The sequence below is a fragment of the Streptomyces sp. SID3212 genome (assembly GCF_009865405.1).
Lineage (GTDB): Bacteria > Actinomycetota > Actinomycetes > Streptomycetales > Streptomycetaceae > Streptomyces.
This window is the reverse complement of record NZ_WWJY01000035.1, coordinates 1-16,455: the sequence shown is the minus strand read 5'-3', so window position 1 is coordinate 16,455 and position 16,455 is coordinate 1. Positions and strand designations below refer to the sequence as shown.

Genomic DNA, 16,455 nt, shown 5'->3' with positions numbered 1-16,455 from the left:
TTTGTCTGAGAATGCGGAGGGTGAAGAGATTTGTCTATGCCTGAAGGGTGGGAGTGGCTCGATGAAGTTCCTCAATGGATCATTCCCGATGAATTGCTAGGTCCGGCCAGTTCTCCGGCGGTCAACCTTTCCATCAGAATGCTCTCCTGTAATATTCTGAGCAAAGATGCCTGCGCGCTTGTCGGGCGTTTTATTACGGAGAGTTCACTCTTCACTATTTGGTTCCTCGAAGACGTGAAGGGCTCTAGTATGAGTATGCAGGATGTAGCCCTCTTGTTGAGTGCCAGCAACGAGCAGACTCGATTGGTGTTCGAAACATGGACTGAGTTCGAGGCCAGTCTGAATTTCCAGAGGGATGGCGAAGATGCTCGCGCACTGGTCCGTGAGACTGGTGACAGGCTCGAAATGTCTATCCGGAAAGCGGTCGGCGCCTTGGCTGAGATCCGGAAGGGAGCTGCCTAGACTTATTTGTTGTCCTCCTCCCACCCTCTCTGTAATTTCTGAAGAGGCCGTAGAGTCAGGATTCTGAATGCTGTGATCCATGGCTGCTACTGCTATGCAGAGAGCTGGCAGGAAAAGTCTGAGATGTTTTCCGAGGTCATGGAAAAATTGCGGTCAGAGCGACTTGACCAGCCATGGATCAGTCCAGGGGAAGTCGCATCCCTCATGTTCGCGGACGGGCGTCATTCGGAGCGGGCACGTGACTGGTGGCCCGACAACACTCTTCAGGCCGCAGTCAACTTGGAGACTGGTTACGGGGGGCTCGTTTGGTTTGCAACGCAAGAGTGTGCGACGAAGGATAGTGTTTCGGAATATATTTGGGTTTCTGATAACCCAAATCCTCCGGATTTCGATCCGCGTGTTGTTTCCGACCCGGGGGTGCCGTACTTCTTCGACCCCAGAAGCGCCCTGCGGGTCGATCGGATTCGGGCAGTACTTGAAGAGTTCTGCCGACTTGGAAGCGGAGATCGGCCCGAGTGTATCGAGTGGGTGCATGGAGAGATGAATGGACAGCGCCACGACTGAGTCTGTTGGAATCTTCGGATGAGGATGGCCGGGATCAGCGTGTGATCTTTGAGTCGGCCGATGTTAGGTGCAGTGGCTTGCGTTCTACTAGTTCGTAGAGTTGGGCGTCTGGGGCGCGGAAGTGTAGGTAGCGTTCTTGGGCGTTTTCGGCGATGGGGCCTACCGTGGCGCCTGAGGCGCGGAGGGTTTCCGCTGCCTCGGTGAGGTTGTCCACCAGGAAGCCGATGGAGCGGGGGGTGTCGCCCATGCCGGCGGGGGATGCCACCGCGAAGGTTGAGCCGTCGGGGAGCGCGAAGAGGTCTGCTTCTACGCCTTCGACTTGGGTGGGTTCGAGGGAGAGGGTGTTGTGGAGGAAGTCCGTCATTTCCTGGCGGTTGGAGGTGGACGAACCCGCGAATACCAGGCCTAGGATGCGCATGTTGGTCATCCTGGCCCATGACGCCGGATGGCGGTGCGGTGGGGGTGCGGGGGGCGTGGGGGTGCGCTGAGCGTGGGGGTGGTGTTGCGGTGCGTTGCGGGGCTCTGCCCCGGGCCCCGGTCCTCAATCGCCGGACGGGCTTGAAGTGGCGCCCCGGCGCGGTGTTCAGTGCCGGTTGTGGTCCTCGGGCCTCGTGGGGGCTTCGTGGCGGGTTGTTTTGGAGCGGACTTCTGGGTCCCAGAGGTTTCTTGCGTAGGAGAATGACGTGTTGCGGGTCTTGTGTTGGCCGTTCAGGCGTCTGATCACGAAGATCCCGCCCACCAGGAGTGCCGTTGTCACCAGTGCTACGGCTACCGAGATCCATGTGCTGTCCATCTGGGGCCCACCTCTGAGACGTCCCCCCTCCCACCCTACTCCGGTGTCCGGATCCCCGGGATTTACGGAAAGCGGGGCTTGAGCGGTGTTCCCGTGATCGTGTGTGTCCTGCGACGATGGACGTGGCGGTGGACAATCGCGTACGCCTCGTACAGCGGGTGTCCAGCGGGCTGACGTACATCCGGGCGGGAGGGCACGTGCCAGAGGTGTTCATTCGGCGCCTGAGCCGGTGGCAGGCGGAACAGCAGCGGGAGGACGTCGCGGATGTGTACGTCGAGGCGTACCACCGCGTGCACGGCGAGGAGTTTCACGACCGGCAGGAGTTCCTGCGGGCCTTCGCCGAGGATGTGCAGCGGACCGGGTTCGACATGGTGGTCGCGAGCGGCGGGGGCAAGCCGGCCGCGCACGCGTACGGGTTCCTGCTCGACCGGGCCGGGGAGTGGTGGCGTGGTCTCGACGCGGATGTGCCGTGGGACATCGAGGAACTGACCGTGTCCGGGCAGGTGTTCGGGCTCGCGGAGCTGATGGTCCTTCCCGCGTACCGGAGGAGCGGGGTCGCCACGCGGATGGTTGAGCAGCTTCTTCTCCGTACGGACGCGGCTCTGGTGACCCTCCGGGTCGATCCGGCGAACGAGGCCGGCATCGGGGCGTTGAGGTCCTGGGGGTGGACGAGGCTCGGGGTCGCTACTCCGCCCGCCGCTGCCGTGGTTCCTTCGGTGGGGGTCGGTGTCGGTGTGGGTGCGGGTGTGGGTGTGGGGGCTGTTACTGATGTTTGGTGTCGTGCTTTGACCCCGTGATGGTGGGGTGGGTGAGGTGGGGGTGCGGTGGATTGCTGCTTGGGCGACGGAGTATTAGGTTAGGCTCGCCTAAGTTCTGTTGGTTCGTCGTACCCCGGAGCCGTACCAATGACAGTGCCCCACCCCACCGCTCCGTCCGAGACACCCGAGGGTGGGATTCTGCGGCGGCAGCGTGAGCGGGAGTCCTCGGCGCGTACGTACGCCCGTTCTTTTCCCATCGTTCCGGCGCGCGCCCACGGCATGACCGTGGAGGGGGTGGACGGGCGGCGGTATCTCGACTGCCTTTCCGGGGCGGGGACGTTGGCGCTCGGGCACAACCATCCCGTCGTACGGGAGGCGTTGCGGCGCACGATCGACAGTGGGGCGCCGTTGCACGTCCTCGACCTCGCCACGCCCGAGAAGGACGACTTCACCGACGCGCTCTTCGCCACGCTCCCGAAGGGGTTCGCCGACCGGGCGCGCATCCACTTCTGCGGTCCCGCCGGTACGGACGCCGTCGAGGCGGCCCTGAAACTGACGCGGACCGCGACCGGGCGGCGTGGGGTGCTGGCGTTCACCGGGGCGTACCACGGGATGACGGCGGGGGCGCTGGCCGCGAGCGGGGCGGTCGCGGCGAAGGAGGCGGTGGCGGCGGGGGGCGTGGGTGAGGTGACGCGGCTGCCGTATCCGTACTCGTACCGCTGTCCGTTCGGGGTGGGGGGTGAGGGGGGTACGGATCTGGCCGTCACGTATACGGAACGGCTCCTCGACGATCCCTCCGGGGGTGTCGTGCCGCCCGCCGCGATGATCCTGGAGGCGGTGCAGGGCGAGGGGGGCGCGGTGGTCGCGCCGGACCGGTGGCTGCGGGCGATGCGGCGGATCACGAGCGAGCGGGGGATCCCGCTGGTCGTGGACGAGGTGCAGACGGGGGTGGGGCGGACGGGGGCGTTCTGGGCGGTCGAGCACAGCGGGGTCGTACCGGACGTGATGGTGATGTCGAAGGCGATCGGCGGGAGTATGCCGCTGGCGGTGATCGTGTACGACGAACGGTACGACGGCTGGTTGCCGGGGGCGCACACGGGCACGTTCCGGGGGAACACGCTGGCGATGGCGGCGGGGGCGGCGACGTTACGGTACGTGGCCCGGGAGGGCCTGGTCGCGCGCGCGGCGACGGTGGGGGCGTGGATGACGGCCCGGCTGGAGGAACTGCGGGCGGCGCTGCCGGTGATCGGGGACGTGCGGGGGCGGGGGCTGATGATCGGGATCGAACTGGTCGACCCGGAGGGCCCGTTGGACGCGTGCGGCGCGTATCCGGCGGACCCGGACCTGGCGCGGCGGGTGCGGGCGGCGTGCCTGGAGCGGGGGGTGATCGTGGAGTTGGGCGGCCGGTACGACGCGACGTTGCGGCTGTTGCCGCCGCTGACGATCACGGACGGGGAGGCGGAGGCGGTGTTGGAGCGGGTGGGGGACGCGGTGGCGGCGGTTGCGGCGGAGTCGCGGGGGCGGGGTTCTGGTCGGGATTCCGGTGGGGATTCCGGTGGGGATGCGGGTGGACGCCCGGGGCCTGGTGCCGGCCCGGGTCCGGGTTCGGGCCCGGGTTCTGTGGGTCCGGGGGCCGGCGGCGGCGCGGGTTCGGGGCCCGGTCCGGGGTCGGGCGTGGAGCCCGAGCCTGGTTCGGGCGTTGACCCTGGTCCGAGTCCGGTCGCGGTGCCCGAACCGGGTTCGTCGGGCGGCGCGCGGGTTGTCCGTCGTGCGGTGGCTCCTCCGAGGACCGGTGACGGTACGTCGGCACGGCTGGCGGGTGCGGGTGGAACTGCCGGCATTCCGGCGCCGGTTGGACCTACAGCCCATGGATTCGGCTATCTGACGCCGGGCCGGGGCGTGGCGGCGCGGGTCCCCGACGGCGGGACGGTGGCCGGAGGCGAGGTGACTTCCGGTACGGGCGTCAGGACGTCGCCGGACTCGGGCCGGGCTGCCCGGTCGGACGTCCAGGCGGAGGCGGCCGACGAGGCGACGCCTGGCGAGGGCGCCTCGCGGCAGGAGCGGTTGCCTTGAGCGCTGATCTTTCCGGCGGGGTCGGCGGCCCTTCGGCCCTGGAGCCCCTGCTTGCCGCCGTGCTGGCGGCCCTCGCCGAAGGCGCCGCGTCGCGGGGCGGACCCCTTCCGGCCGGGTTGCCGCAGGACATCGCCGCCGCCGTGGCGGAGGAGTTCGGGGCCGGCGGGTCGCCGGAGGAGCGTGCCGCTGCCTCCGGGACGGGCCGCGATCAACCGCTCTCCCGGTTGACCCGGCTGCTCGCCGCCGGGAGTGCTGATCCCGCCCACCCCGACTGCGCGGCGCATCTGCACTGTCCGCCCCTCGCCGTCGCCGTTGCCGCCGATCTCGCCGTGTCCGCGCTCAATCCGTCCCAGGACTCCTGGGACCAGGCCCCCGCCGCCACCGCCCTGGAGACCCTGTTGCTGCGGGAGTTGGCGCAGATGGTCGGGTACGAGCCCGGGCGCGCCGCCGGGGTGCTCACCTCCGGGGGGACCGAGTCCAACCTCATGGGGCTGATGCTCGCCCGCGACCGGGTCCTCGGGGGCGGGAACGAGGGCGTGAACGGGGGTGCGGACGGTTGGCGCGTTGAGATGAGTGGGGTGTCCGGCCGGCCCCGGGGCCGGATTCTCGCCTCCGCCGCCGCGCACTTCTCCGTTCAGCGCGCCGCCGCTCTCCTCGGGCTCGGGGAGGACGCGGTGATCCCCGTGCCGGTGGACCGCAACCTCCGTATGAGGCAAGGGGAGTTGGCCGCGCTCCTCGGCGCGTGCCGGCGGCGCGGGGACGTGCCCGTGGCTGTCGTGGCCACCGCCGGGACCACCGACACCGGCGCCGTCGACCCGCTGCGCGCCTGCGCCGAGCTGGCCGCCGCGCACGGGGCCTGGCTGCACGTGGACGCCGCGTACGGCGGTGGCGCCCTGCTCTCCGACCGGCTCGCGCCGCTGCTGGACGGGATCGGCGCGGCCGACTCCGTATCCCTCGATTGGCACAAGCTCGGCTGGCAGCCGGCCGCCGCCGGTGTGTTCCTGGTGCGGGATTCGGAGACGTACGCCTCGCTGGCTCGGCGCGCCGTCTACCTGAACCCGGCCGACGACGAAGAGGCGGGCTACCCGAGCCTGTTGGGGCTTTCGCTGCGTACGACACGGCGTGCCGACGCCTTCAAGATCGCCGTCACGCTGCGGACGCTCGGGCGGGAGGGGCTGGGGCGGCTCGTCGACGCGTGCCACGACCTCGCGGTGGCGGGGGCGCGTACCGTACGGGAGCATCCTCGCCTGGAGTTGCACGCCGAACCGGTGCTCACCGTCTTTCTGTTCCGGTACCTGGTGGGGGAGGGTGATGATCCCGCTGTTCTCGACCGCGTCAACGCCTCCCTGCGGCGTCGGCTCCTCCGCGAAGGCCGCGCCGTCGTCGGCCGTACCGAACTCCCCGGCGAGGGCCCCGGCCGCGTCCGGCTCAAGCTCACCCTGCTCAACCCCCACACCACTCCGGCCGAGGTGGAGCGTCTGCTGCACGCGGTGGTCGCCGCCGGCCGGGCCGAGGAGGACCTGCTGTGACCCCTCAGACGGACGTACATGAACTGCCGCGTGTCCACGACCTCTTGGGCGTCGGTATCGGGCCGTTCAACCTGTCCCTCGCCGCGCTCTGCGACGGCGTGCCCGGCCTGCGCGCCCTGTTCCTCGATGCCAAGCCGGACTTCTCCTGGCACCCGGGGCTGCTTCTCGACGGGACCACCCTCCAAGTCCCCTTTCTGGCGGACCTGGTGACGATGGCCGATCCCACCAGCCCCTGGTCGTATCTGAATTACCTGCGGGAGCACGACCGGATGTTCCCGTTCTTCTTCTCGGAACGGTTCCACATACCGCGCAGGGAGTACGACCACTACTGCCGCTGGGTCGCCGGGCGCCTGTCCTCCTGCCGATTCGACGCGCGGGTGACGGAGTTGGCGTGGGACGAGGGCGCGGAGGCGTTCGCCGTCACGTACCGCTCGGCGGCGGGGGCCTCGACGCGGGTCCTGGCGCGGCACGTCGTGCTGGGCGTCGGCACGCAGCCCGTCGTGCCCGAGCCGCTGCTTCCTCTGCTCACCGGTGGGTCCGGGCACCGGGGCCGGGTCCTGCACAGCGCCGACTACCGCACGCACCGCGTCGAGTTGGCCGCACTGGACGACGTCACGGTGATCGGGGCGGGGCAGTCGGGGGCGGAGGTGGTGTTGGATCTGCTGCGGCAGCAGCCCGTGGGGGACGGGGCGGGCGCCGGGGTGGGTGGGCCGTACGTCCGCTGGCTCGCCAGGACCCCCGCCTTCGCGCCCATGGAGTACTCCAAGATCGGCCTGGAGCACTTCACCCCGGACTACATCCGCTACTTCCGCGGACTGCCGGAGCGGCGGCGCGAGCAACTCGTGCGGGAGCAGTGGCAGTTGTACAAGGGCGTGAGCGAGGAGACGCTGGCCGCGATCCACGACGAGCTGTACGAACGGACGGTGGGCGGTACGGAACCGCGCACCGCCCTCCATCCGGGCGTGGCGGTCGTGGAGGCGGAGCCCCTGCCCGGGGGCGGGGGCGGGTACCGGCTCACGTGCCTGCACACCGAGCGAGACGAGCGGTTCGAGGTCCGTACGTCGGCGATCGTGTCGGCCACGGGGTACGCGGCGGTCCGCCCCGCCTTCCTGGAGCCCCTGTCGAAGCTCGTGGACTGGGACGGGAAGAGCCGCTACCGCATCGACGCGGACTACCGGGTGACCCTCGCGCCCCATGTGTCCGGCGGCCTGTACGTCCAGAACGCCGAGCTGCACACGCACGGCGTGAGTGCCCCCGACCTGACGCTGGGCGCGTGGCGGGCGGCGACCATCCTCAACGCCGTTGCCGGGCGTACGGTGTTGAGGCTTCCGGAGCGGGCGGCGTGGACGACGTTCGGGGTGCCGGACACCCTCTAGCGCCGCGTGGAGACGTACGTCTTCTCGATGGTGTCGAGGATCTTGTCCGCGCCGGTGTAGCCGATGCCCAGCATCCACAGGTTGTCGTCCACCGCGAACGCGCGGCCCTTCTTCACCGCGGTGAGGTTCTTCCACAGGGGGCCCGCGGTGGTCGCGGTCTCCTTGGCCTTGGCCGGGTCGCCGTACGTGGAGTGGTAGAGGACGTCCGCGTCGGCCTTGTCGATCTGTTCGGGGCTGACGTCGAGCGAGAAGCCGGCGGTGTCCTGGTTGGCGGGGCGGCCCACGCCGAGATCTTTGAACAGGGAGCCCACGAAAGTGTCGTTGAGGTAGAGGCGGGTGTCGGCGCCCTCCACGAACCGTACGAAGCCGACCTTCGTCTTCTTCGCCTCGGCGGGGCCGCCCAGCGCGGTGGTGAGCCGGGCCACGTGCGCGTCGTAGGCGGCGGCGATCTTGTCGGCCTCGGGCTTCTTGCCCACGGCGTCGGCGTGCAGGGCGAAGTTCTGACGCCAACTGGGGCCTGTGGTCTCGGAGAAGACGGTGGGGGCGATCGCGGACAGCGCGGTGTAGTTCTTCTCGTCGCGGACCTTGCTGCTCAGGATCAGGTCCGGCTTGAGCGCGGCGATCGCTTCCAGGTTCGGCGCGCCGATCAGGCCGACGGGCTCGACGCCCTTGAGGCGGTCGGCGGGCAGGTAGGCGGAGAGGGGCGCGCCGTCGGCAACGGTGGTGGCGCCGACGGGAGTTGTGCCGAGGGTGACGACGGAGTCCAGCGCGTCGGTGTCCAGGACGACGATCCTGCGGGGCGTGTGGGGGACCTTCACGTCGCCCATGACCGTGGGGACGGTGTGCGTCGCCGCGGACGGTGCCCCGTCTCCGGCGGAGGACCCGGACGACCCATCCGTACCGGACGCCCCGTTTCCGGCGCCGTCGCCGCCGCACGCGGTGAGCGTCAGCAGGAAGGCGGCGGCGGTCGCGACGGCCGTGAGCCGGCGGGCGAGGGGTGTGGACACGACGGACTCGACGGACACGGCGGGGGCCTCCTCGGCGGTGCCCCGGGGTCGGTCCGGGACGTGGCTTGGGTTAGGCGAGCCTAACCATGAGGAGGGGGGTGGGGCCAGACGGCGTCGGGGCGAGACGTTTCGGACGAGAGTGAGGAGAGCGAGGAGAGTGACGTGAGATCAGGTGACCCACGTTCAGATCAGATGACCGGCGGGCGGCCCAGCGCCGTCATGCGGCGTACCGTGCTCCAGCGCATCGGCCGGCGCGTGCCGCACGCCGTTCTCACGCCCTCGGCGAAGCCGCCGAACCACGCGCGTAGCCCCGTCACGGAGCGGGTCCGTGCCACCGTCAGCAGGATCCACGTGCCCAGGTAGAGCGGGACGAGCGGGGCGGGGAGGTTGCGGCGGGCCAGCCAGACGCGGTTGCGGGCGGTCATACGGTAGTACTCGGCGTGCCGGGCGGGGGACGTGCGCGGATGCTGGAGCACCAGGTCGGGCTCGTACCGGATCTTCCAGCCCGCGTCGAGCGCGCGCCACGCGAGGTCGGTCTCCTCGTGCGTGAAGAAGAACGCGTCCGGCCAGCCGCCCGTCTCCGCCAGCATCCGCATGGAGAGCGCGTGGCCGCCGCCGAGGAAGGTGGTCACCTCGCCGGCCCGCATCGGGTCGTCGGCGCGCAGGCGCGGTACATGGCGCCGCTGGGTGAAGCCGGTCTCGTCCGCGATACGGAAGCTGACGATGCCCAGCTCCGGATCGGCCTCGTACAGATCCGCCACGCGGGTGACGACGTCGGCCTCGACGAGGAGGCCGTCGTCGTCCAGGTCCACCAGGACGTCCACGTCACCGCACTCGCGGAGTTTCTCCATGGCGACGTTGCGTCCGCCGGAGACGCCGAGGTTCTCGGGGAGGTCGATGCCGATGACGCCGTCGGGCAGCTGGGGGAGCGGTGAACCGTTGCCGACGACCACGATCCGGGTGGCCGGTTCGCGCTGCTTGGCCACGGAGTCCAGCAGCGCCCGCAGCTCTACGGGCCGGGTCCCCATGGTCAGCACGGCCACACCCACACGTGGTCGGGACATGTCCGGATCACCCCAGCTCTCGTTGACGTCAGGAAATCGATGGTATCCGGCCCCCGACATCCAGGGGCCACTGGAAGGTACCCCTCCGGATGCCGGGGGTTCATCTTGGCGCTCCGGTTGACGTTCTGGTTGACGTCGCGGTTGACGTTTCCGGCCGAGGTCGTGGCTGAGGTCCTTGCTGAGGTTCCGGCTGAGGATTCGGTTGACGTTCTGGGGTGGACGCGACGGGCCTGGGCGGCGGAAGAACGGGGCGCGGGGTCGGTTTTTGGGGGCCGCTGTGGCATACTGCTCAGTATGGTGCTGGGGATTCTCAGGAGCAGGGCGTGAGCGAGCCGCGGTCGGCGCCGACCATCGGACAGCTTGTCCTCAGCCGACGGCTCCAGGCTCTACGGGAGCGGGCCGGGCTCAGCCGTGACGACGCCGGCAGGTTGCTGCGGGTGACCGCCGCGACCGTACGGCGGATGGAAATGGCCGAGGTCGCGCTCAAGATTCCGTACGTACAGCTCCTGTTGCCCGCGTACGGCGTCCCCGAGGACGAGGCCGCCACCTTTCTGCATCTCGCCGACGAGGCCAGCAAGCCCGGTTGGTGGCAGCGGTTCCACGACATCCTGCCGGACTGGTTCGGCGGTTACGTCAGCCTCGAAGAGGCCGCGCGGACCATCCGGTCGTACGAACCGCACTTCGTGCCCGGTCTGCTCCAGACCGAGGACTACGCGCGGGCCGTCCTGACCGCCGGTGAGGTCGGGCGGGCGAGCCCCGGGCGCCTGGAGCGCCACGTCGCGCTGCGGATGCAGCGTCAGGCGCTCCTCACCCGTACCGAACAACCCCCGGTCTACTGGGCGGTCCTGGACGAGACCGTGCTGCGCAGACCCGTCGGCTCGGCGGCCGTCATGCGGGCGCAGATCGACCGGCTGCTGGAGGCGACCGAACGCCCCAACGTCACGCTCCAGATAGCCGAGTTCGCGGCCGGCCACCACCCGGGGACGTACAGCCCGTTCGTCCTCTTCCGGTTCGCCGTCCCCGAACTCCCCGACATGGTCTACATCGAGTACCTCACCGGCGCGCTCTACCTCGACAAACCCCCTGAGGTCGCCGCGCACATGGAGGCGATGGACCGCATGGTGGCGCAGGCGGAGTCCGCGCGCCGGACGCGGGACATTCTCGCCGCGTTCCGTAAGGACCTGTGAGGCGGGGAGGCGGGGAGGCGGGGAGGACCGACCGGTGACACGTCCCGGCCGTTTTCCCGTCGCGCCGTGGTGCCCCGGCGCCGCCGGATCCTAGGATGCACCGCATGCTCACCAAACAGCAGGCAGGCGAAGCCGTCAGGGCCGCGAAGGTGCTGACCGGAGTGACGTGGGCGCAGCTCGCGGAGGCCCTGGACGCGCCGCTGGCGTGGACCACCGCCGCGCTGCTCGGGCAGCACCCGATGAGCGCGGAGCAGGCCGAGACTGCCGCGGCGCTGCTCGAACTCGACGGGGACGCCGTTCTGGCGTTCCAACTCCAGCCCACGCGCGGCGCGTTGGACTCCGCCGTCCCCGTCGATCCCACGATCTACCGTCTCTACGAGGTGATCCAGGTCTACGGGCCCGCCATCAAGGAGCTGATCCACGAGCAGTGCGGCGACGGCATCATGAGCGCGATCAACTTCCGCCTCGACGTACGGCGGGTCCCCGACCCGGCCGGGGACCGCGTGGTCATCACGCTCGACGGGAAGTATCTGCCGTACCAGTGGTAGGGGTCGGCGGGGGCGGGGGCGGTCCGGCGTACGCGCCCAGCCACACGCTGGTGATCGCGCTGACGTACCGCGCCCCGCAGTGGTCCGACGGTACGACCAGCTGACTGCCCTCGGCGTCCAGGCCGCGCCCGTCCATCGACGTGGCCAGCAGGATCGGTACGTTGCCGAAGTCGGCGTCGACCTCCGCCCAGGAGAGCACGGTGTGGTGGCCGTCCCCGCCGGTGACGGCGAGCAGGTAGCGCGTACGGTCCTTGCGGCGCAGGCCCCCGAAGTCCGGGCTCGCGGCGGCGATGACGTCGCGGAGCAGCGCGCCCTCGAAGGTGTGGTGCCGGGGGCCGTCGGTGGTGCAGTGGAAGACGACGTCGGCGCGGTGTGAGGCCCACCGTTCGCGCAGGTCCGTGACGGTCAGCGATACCGTACGGGCGACCTCCCCCCGGAGCAGGAAGGGGGCGGCGGCGGGGTGCGGGGTGGGGTGCTCGGTGCTCGCGGTGCGGTGCTGTGTGCTGACTCGGCTCATCAGGATCCCCCTCGGGAGGTCAGCGTGCGCGGCGCTGCTGCATCGGGGTGATGCCCAGCGGCCGTCCGGGGGAATCTCGGGGGTGAACCTCGGATGCGAGCCAAGACCGCTTCTTTACCTTGCCGGTGGGAGGTGAGGTGCCGTCGCGGGCCCGCAGAAGCGATCGCCGCGCCGAACAGGGCTTACGGGGGAGGCTGTTGTCGACCGGCCTTGGTGGCGACGGGAGTTGGGGTCCGATGCCCGATTGGTGACCCGGGTCCCGTCCCGAATGTCACAGGGCGGCGACGGGCGCGTTCTCGGTCGAGGACCGCGCTTACGCGGAGCGGTGGCGGCGCGACAGAGTAGTGATCACGCAGGGGGACGCCCCGATCCGCGGACACAGTCCGCGGAGCCAACATCCCCAGACACAAGTGGAGTTCGTCATCATGGCTCGTAACCACCTCCGCAAGGCCGTCCTCACCGCCGTCGCCCTCGTCGCGGCCACCACCCTGCTGACGGCCTGCGACGGCGACGACGTGGCCGCGGCCCCTGCGGCGTCCGACAAGGCCACGGCGGCGCCCGCGAAGGAGACGCCGGCGGCGGACAAGGGCACGGACGAGGGTGACACCGGGGCCGGCAAGGGCACGGACGAAGGGGACACCGGGGCCGACAAGGGCGTCGACGACGAGGACACGGGAGTCGCCGACGGCAAGGGTGTCTCCGGCACCTGGTTCGGGAACGTCACGTACATCGCGCCCAGCAAGTACTCCGTCGGCGACATGAAGGGTACGGAGCAGATGTTCTGGGTCGCCGTCGACACGGACATCCAGGGCGCGGGCGACATATGCGGTGACGAGAACGGTCAGGCGGCCACGCCGTGCACCGAGGAGGAGCTGGAGGCGGCGGCCAAGAAGGGCGTCTCCGCCGAGGTGAAGATCCAGGACGGCGTCGCGGTCCGTATCGTCGAGGACCACTGAACCGACGGCCAGTGAGCGAAGTGCCGCCGCGGCCCGGCCGGAGGACTCCGGCCGGGCCGCACCATGCCTTCCTGAAAGCGTACTTGTACTTTGCCCGGGTCGGGCAGTGACCACGTCGGCCACCACATACGCTGACCTGTCACGAGTGAGAGGGAGGTGCGCCAGTTGGCCGCTGTTCCGACCATGCGCCGCCGCATGCTGGGTGCTGAGCTTCGCAAGATCAGGGAACGCTGTGGGCTGAAGGCGGAGGACGCCGCGGCGGAGTTGTCCTGGCACCCGTCCAAGATCAGCCGCATCGAGACGGGCCGCAGCGGGTTGCGGGTGCACGAAGTGGGCGCCCTGCTGGACCTGTACAAGGTCCGCGACGAGGAGACCCGTACCGGCCTCGAAGCGCTGGCGAGAGAGGGCAAGCGGCGCGTCTGGTGGCAGCCGTACAACGACGTCCTCACGCCGCGCTATCTCGACTACATCAACTTCGAGGCGGAGGCGTCGGCGGCCCGCAGCTTCGAAACCACCCTGGTTCCCGGCCTGTTGCAGACGCCCGACTACGCGCGCACGGTGATCAGGTCCCTCAAGCCGGAGCGCAAGGCCGACGAGGTGAACGCGCTGGTGGAGGTACGGCTGGCGCGGCAGAACGCCGCGCTGAACCGGGAGGACCCGCTCCAGCTCTGGGCCATCCTCGACGAGTCCGTACTGCACCGGCCGGTGGGCGGCGCGCCGACCGCGGCCAAGCAGTTCAAGCGGCTCCTGGACGCGACGGAGCTGCCCAACGTCACGTTGCAGATCCTGCCGTTCGCCGCCGGGGCGCACGCCGGGATGCTGGGTCCGTTCGTGATCCTCGAGTTCCCCGTCCAGGCTGACCTTGATGTCGTGTATTCGGAAGGCCTTGCGAGTAGCGTTTACCTCGAACGTGACGCCGACCGGACCGCTTACGGCCGAACTTTCGACCGGTTGCGTGCGGCCGCCCTGGACGTAGAACCTTCGCGTGACATGCTCGCGCGCCGAATGAGGGAACAGACGTGAAGCACTGCATCGAGCCCGGCGTGGACCTCGGCCACGCGACCTGGCGGAAGAGCAGTTTCAGCGGCGATCAGGGCAACTGTGTGGAGGTGGCGGACGGGGTCCCCGGCCGCCGTGTCGAGGCGTCCGACGGGGTCTCCGGGCGCGTACGGGACGCGCCGGTGACGCTCATGACGCTCGTCCGTGACAGCAAGTCCCCGGCGGGCCCGCGGCTGGCCTTCAGCGCGGGCGCGTGGGCGTCGTTCCTGACGGCGGTCTAGCCGGGCCCGTTCTCCTTCCTGTTCGGCCGGCGGCGGGGCGCGGCAGCGCCGGGGTGGCCGCCGTCAGCAGGCATGCTTCGGTGGCCGCCGTCAGTAGCCATGCCTCCGCTGCCGTCGTGTCGTTGGGGCCCTGGGTGATGTCTGACATGTCCGGTGATACGTCTTGATCAAGTTCCCGTTGTCGGGACCCTGTTCGTGTTGTGTCCTGAGGACGTAACCGGGTGAGCTCGTCCCAAAGCCACCTCGTACTCCCCCATGAAGGCTTCGGACGAGCCGGAGCCGATCACCACGGGAGACAGAAGATGTTCCGGAAGCGCATGGGATTGATCGCCGCCACCGTCGCCGCGGGCGCGATGCTGCTGACCGCCTGCAACGGCGACGACACGGCGGTGGGTTCCGCCGCCTCCGGCGCGGCGGACGTGGCGTCGGGGGCGGCGGACGCCGGGTCCCGGGCCGCCGAGGCGGCGAAGGCCGCGCTCAGCAGTCTCGACTTCCGCGGGGGTACGGCGAAGCAGAACAACGCCCCCGCGAACACGGGGGACTTCGCGAACCCGGCGGGCAAGCCCACCACCCCGGCCGGCGCCAAGTGGGTCCAGCTGTCGGCCACGAAGGCGGGCGATCTCGACCCCGTCGTCGCCAACGGCGCCGGCTTCACCCTCTACCGCTTCGACAAGGACACGGCCGACCCGTCGCAGTCCAACTGCAACGACGCGTGCGCCGTCACCTGGCCGCCGGTGATCGTCGACCCGCACGGGAAGATCTTCATCGACGGCATCAAGAAGAAGGACGTCGGTGTCGTCAAGCGCGCCGACGGGTCTCTCCAGGTGACCCTGGGCGGCTGGCCCGTCTACCGGTTCTCCAAGGACCTCAAGCCCGGTGACACCAACGGCCAGGGCGTGGGCGGTACGTGGTTCGGCGTGACCCCGGACGGCCAGAAGGCGGGCGGCGGCGCCGTTCCCGTTCCCAGCGTCTCCAGCGGCGCCCCGGCGGCGAAGCCGGCGTCCAACGCCGTGCTCTTCGACGACAAGAACTTCGCCGACAACGGGTCCCAGGGGCTCTCGGGCAAGGGCTGCCAGAACGTCAGCCGGGACAACGTCGCCTCCTCCGTCCAGGCCGAGGGCTCGCTGAAGCTCTGGACCGGGGCCGACTGCACCGGGAAGTCGAAGGTCATCGACGGCAACGTCGCCGACCTCGCCGCGATCGGATTCGACAACGACGTCTCGTCGGTGTTCTTCGGCTGAGGCAGCACGTCAGGACGCATGTCAGGACAGCACCGCAGGACAGCACCGCAGGACAGCACCGCAGGACAGCACCTCAGATATGACTGAAGGGCCGGGCCCCCTCCCTCCGTGGGACGGGGCCCGGCCCTTGTTTTCGGTGACCTGAGAACCGGTTGAGTGCGGGTTACATCCACCGGAACTCTCGTGGAAGATGTCAACCGTGACGGAAGAGGCGCAAGTGGGTGATGCCGCCCGGCTTCCGCCAGTCGGCGGGCCGCCGCCACGGGAACGTCGGAGAAGCCATGGAATTCAGCGTCCTGGGACTCACGGACGAGACAGAGCACGTCTACAAGGTGTTGGTCGGGCTGCCGAGGGCCACCGCCTCCGAGGTCGCCGAGGCGTGCGGGCGGCCCGCGGTCCCCGTCGGGAAGCTGCTGTCCGGGCTGGTCAGGAACGGTCTCGCGACCCGCTCGGCGGGACGGCCGCCGCGCTTCACCGCCGTATCTCCGGATGTCGCCGTCACCGCGCTGATCCAGGAGCGCGAACACCGGCTCGACGAGGCGCGGTCGTTGGTGGAACGGCTCACCCAGACGCACCGGGAGGCGGCGCGGATCAGCCATCCGGACATGGCGGTGGAGTTGCTCTCCGACCGTGACGACATCAGCGCGGCGGTCCGCCGGCTGACGGCGGCGGCGCGGCGCGAGATCCGGGCGTTCGACCGCCCGCCGTACGTGGACCGCCCCGGCAGCAACCTCGACGCCCAGGTCCGGCGGCAACGGACCGGTGTGGTGCACCGGGTGATCTACGACCGCGAGGCGGTGGCGTGGCCGGGGCGGCTGGACAACGACATCGTGCCGAGCATCCGTACGGGCGAACAGGCGCGGGTACGGAACGAGTTGCCGCTGAAACTGGTGCTGAGCGACGACCAGGCGGCGATCATTCCGTTCAGCCTGGCGCCGGGTGGCCAGTCGGTGGCGTATCTGATCCACCCGTCGCCGATGCTGGTGGCGCTGTCGTCGCTGTTCGAGGCCCAGTGGGACAGGGCGCTTCCCCTGCTGGCGACGGATTCCTCGTATCCGGGGGGCGTGACGGTGCCGGGCGGGGGGCCGGTGCCGGGGGTG

15 protein-coding genes and 1 pseudogene are annotated in these 16,455 nt (G+C 69.8%); 12 read left to right on the top strand and 4 right to left on the bottom strand.

All coding sequences use genetic code 11. The features are described from left to right. Positions 1 to 36 precede the first annotated feature (36 nt). Complete coding sequence (locus GT042_RS01435; RefSeq protein ID WP_161306862.1) at positions 37 to 462, top strand: hypothetical protein; 426 nt, start codon at positions 37 to 39, stop codon at positions 460 to 462. A 598-nt stretch (positions 463 to 1,060) separates the two neighbouring features. On the opposite strand, the gene GT042_RS01425 is transcribed toward GT042_RS01435, so the two are convergent. Then, positions 1,061 to 1,453: a VOC family protein gene (locus tag GT042_RS01425; RefSeq protein ID WP_202532210.1), complete on the bottom strand. Its 393-nt coding sequence runs from the start codon at positions 1,451 to 1,453 to the stop codon at positions 1,061 to 1,063. A gap of 494 nt (positions 1,454 to 1,947) precedes the next feature. On the opposite strand from GT042_RS01425, the gene GT042_RS37940 reads away from it, so the two are divergent. From GT042_RS37940 to GT042_RS01405, 4 genes and pseudogenes are all read left to right on the top strand, one after another. Then, positions 1,948 to 2,616 (top strand): GNAT family N-acetyltransferase, encoded by a 669-nt coding sequence (locus GT042_RS37940; protein ID WP_345943636.1) that lies wholly within the window; start codon positions 1,948 to 1,950, stop codon positions 2,614 to 2,616. 108 nt (positions 2,617 to 2,724) lie between these two features. After that, positions 2,725 to 4,077, top strand: a pseudogene (locus GT042_RS01415) (diaminobutyrate--2-oxoglutarate transaminase family protein); the annotation flags it as partial. A 569-nt stretch (positions 4,078 to 4,646) separates the two neighbouring features. Beyond that, on the top strand, positions 4,647 to 6,179 hold the full coding sequence (locus GT042_RS01410; RefSeq protein WP_161306860.1) for a pyridoxal-dependent decarboxylase: 1,533 nt from the start codon (positions 4,647 to 4,649) through the stop codon (positions 6,177 to 6,179). After that, on the top strand, positions 6,176 to 7,555 hold the full coding sequence (locus tag GT042_RS01405) for a SidA/IucD/PvdA family monooxygenase (RefSeq protein WP_345943635.1): 1,380 nt from the start codon (positions 6,176 to 6,178) through the stop codon (positions 7,553 to 7,555). Before GT042_RS01410 ends, GT042_RS01405 begins: the two co-directional genes overlap by 4 nt. On the opposite strand, the gene GT042_RS01400 is transcribed toward GT042_RS01405, so the two are convergent. Both GT042_RS01400 and GT042_RS01395 read right to left on the bottom strand, forming a co-directional pair. Continuing rightward, entirely contained in the window at positions 7,552 to 8,580 is a 1,029-nt protein-coding gene (locus tag GT042_RS01400) for an iron-siderophore ABC transporter substrate-binding protein (protein ID WP_345943634.1), read from the bottom strand. The two genes, GT042_RS01405 and GT042_RS01400, sit on opposite strands and share 4 nt — an antisense overlap. Positions 8,581 to 8,750: 170 nt before the next feature. After that, positions 8,751 to 9,626 (bottom strand): glycosyltransferase family 2 protein, encoded by an 876-nt coding sequence (locus GT042_RS01395; RefSeq protein WP_161306859.1) that lies wholly within the window; start codon positions 9,624 to 9,626, stop codon positions 8,751 to 8,753. 323 nt (positions 9,627 to 9,949) lie between these two features. Here GT042_RS01395 and GT042_RS01390 point away from each other — a divergent pair, with 323 nt between their 5' ends. Then, positions 9,950 to 10,813, top strand: coding sequence for a helix-turn-helix transcriptional regulator (locus GT042_RS01390; protein ID WP_161306858.1), 864 nt, complete (start codon positions 9,950 to 9,952; stop codon positions 10,811 to 10,813). A 104-nt stretch (positions 10,814 to 10,917) separates the two neighbouring features. Beyond that, a complete protein-coding gene (cynS, locus tag GT042_RS01385) occupies positions 10,918 to 11,361 on the top strand; it encodes a cyanase (RefSeq protein ID WP_161306857.1) in 444 nt (147 codons plus the stop codon). On the opposite strand, the gene GT042_RS01380 is transcribed toward cynS, so the two are convergent. After that, on the bottom strand, positions 11,324 to 11,878 hold the full coding sequence (locus GT042_RS01380) for a molybdopterin-dependent oxidoreductase (RefSeq protein ID WP_237530372.1): 555 nt from the start codon (positions 11,876 to 11,878) through the stop codon (positions 11,324 to 11,326). The genes cynS and GT042_RS01380 overlap by 38 nt on opposite strands. A 425-nt stretch (positions 11,879 to 12,303) precedes the next feature. Between GT042_RS01380 and GT042_RS01375 the strand changes: the two genes are divergently transcribed. The 5 genes from GT042_RS01375 to GT042_RS39800 all read left to right on the top strand — a co-directional run. Then, positions 12,304 to 12,834, top strand: a complete 531-nt coding sequence (locus GT042_RS01375; protein ID WP_161306856.1) for a hypothetical protein — start codon at positions 12,304 to 12,306, stop codon at positions 12,832 to 12,834. 165 nt (positions 12,835 to 12,999) lie between these two features. Then, a complete protein-coding gene (locus tag GT042_RS01370) occupies positions 13,000 to 13,857 on the top strand; it encodes a helix-turn-helix transcriptional regulator (RefSeq protein ID WP_161306855.1) in 858 nt (285 codons plus the stop codon). Then, complete coding sequence (locus GT042_RS01365) at positions 13,854 to 14,114, top strand: DUF397 domain-containing protein (protein WP_345943633.1); 261 nt, start codon at positions 13,854 to 13,856, stop codon at positions 14,112 to 14,114. The genes GT042_RS01370 and GT042_RS01365 overlap by 4 nt, the downstream gene beginning before the upstream one ends. Positions 14,115 to 14,431: 317 nt before the next feature. Beyond that, positions 14,432 to 15,355, top strand: coding sequence for a hypothetical protein (locus tag GT042_RS01360; RefSeq protein ID WP_237530371.1), 924 nt, complete (start codon positions 14,432 to 14,434; stop codon positions 15,353 to 15,355). 281 nt (positions 15,356 to 15,636) lie between these two features. After that, a partial coding sequence (locus GT042_RS39800) for a helix-turn-helix domain-containing protein (RefSeq protein ID WP_161306853.1) occupies positions 15,637 to 16,455 on the top strand: 819 nt, incomplete at its 3' end.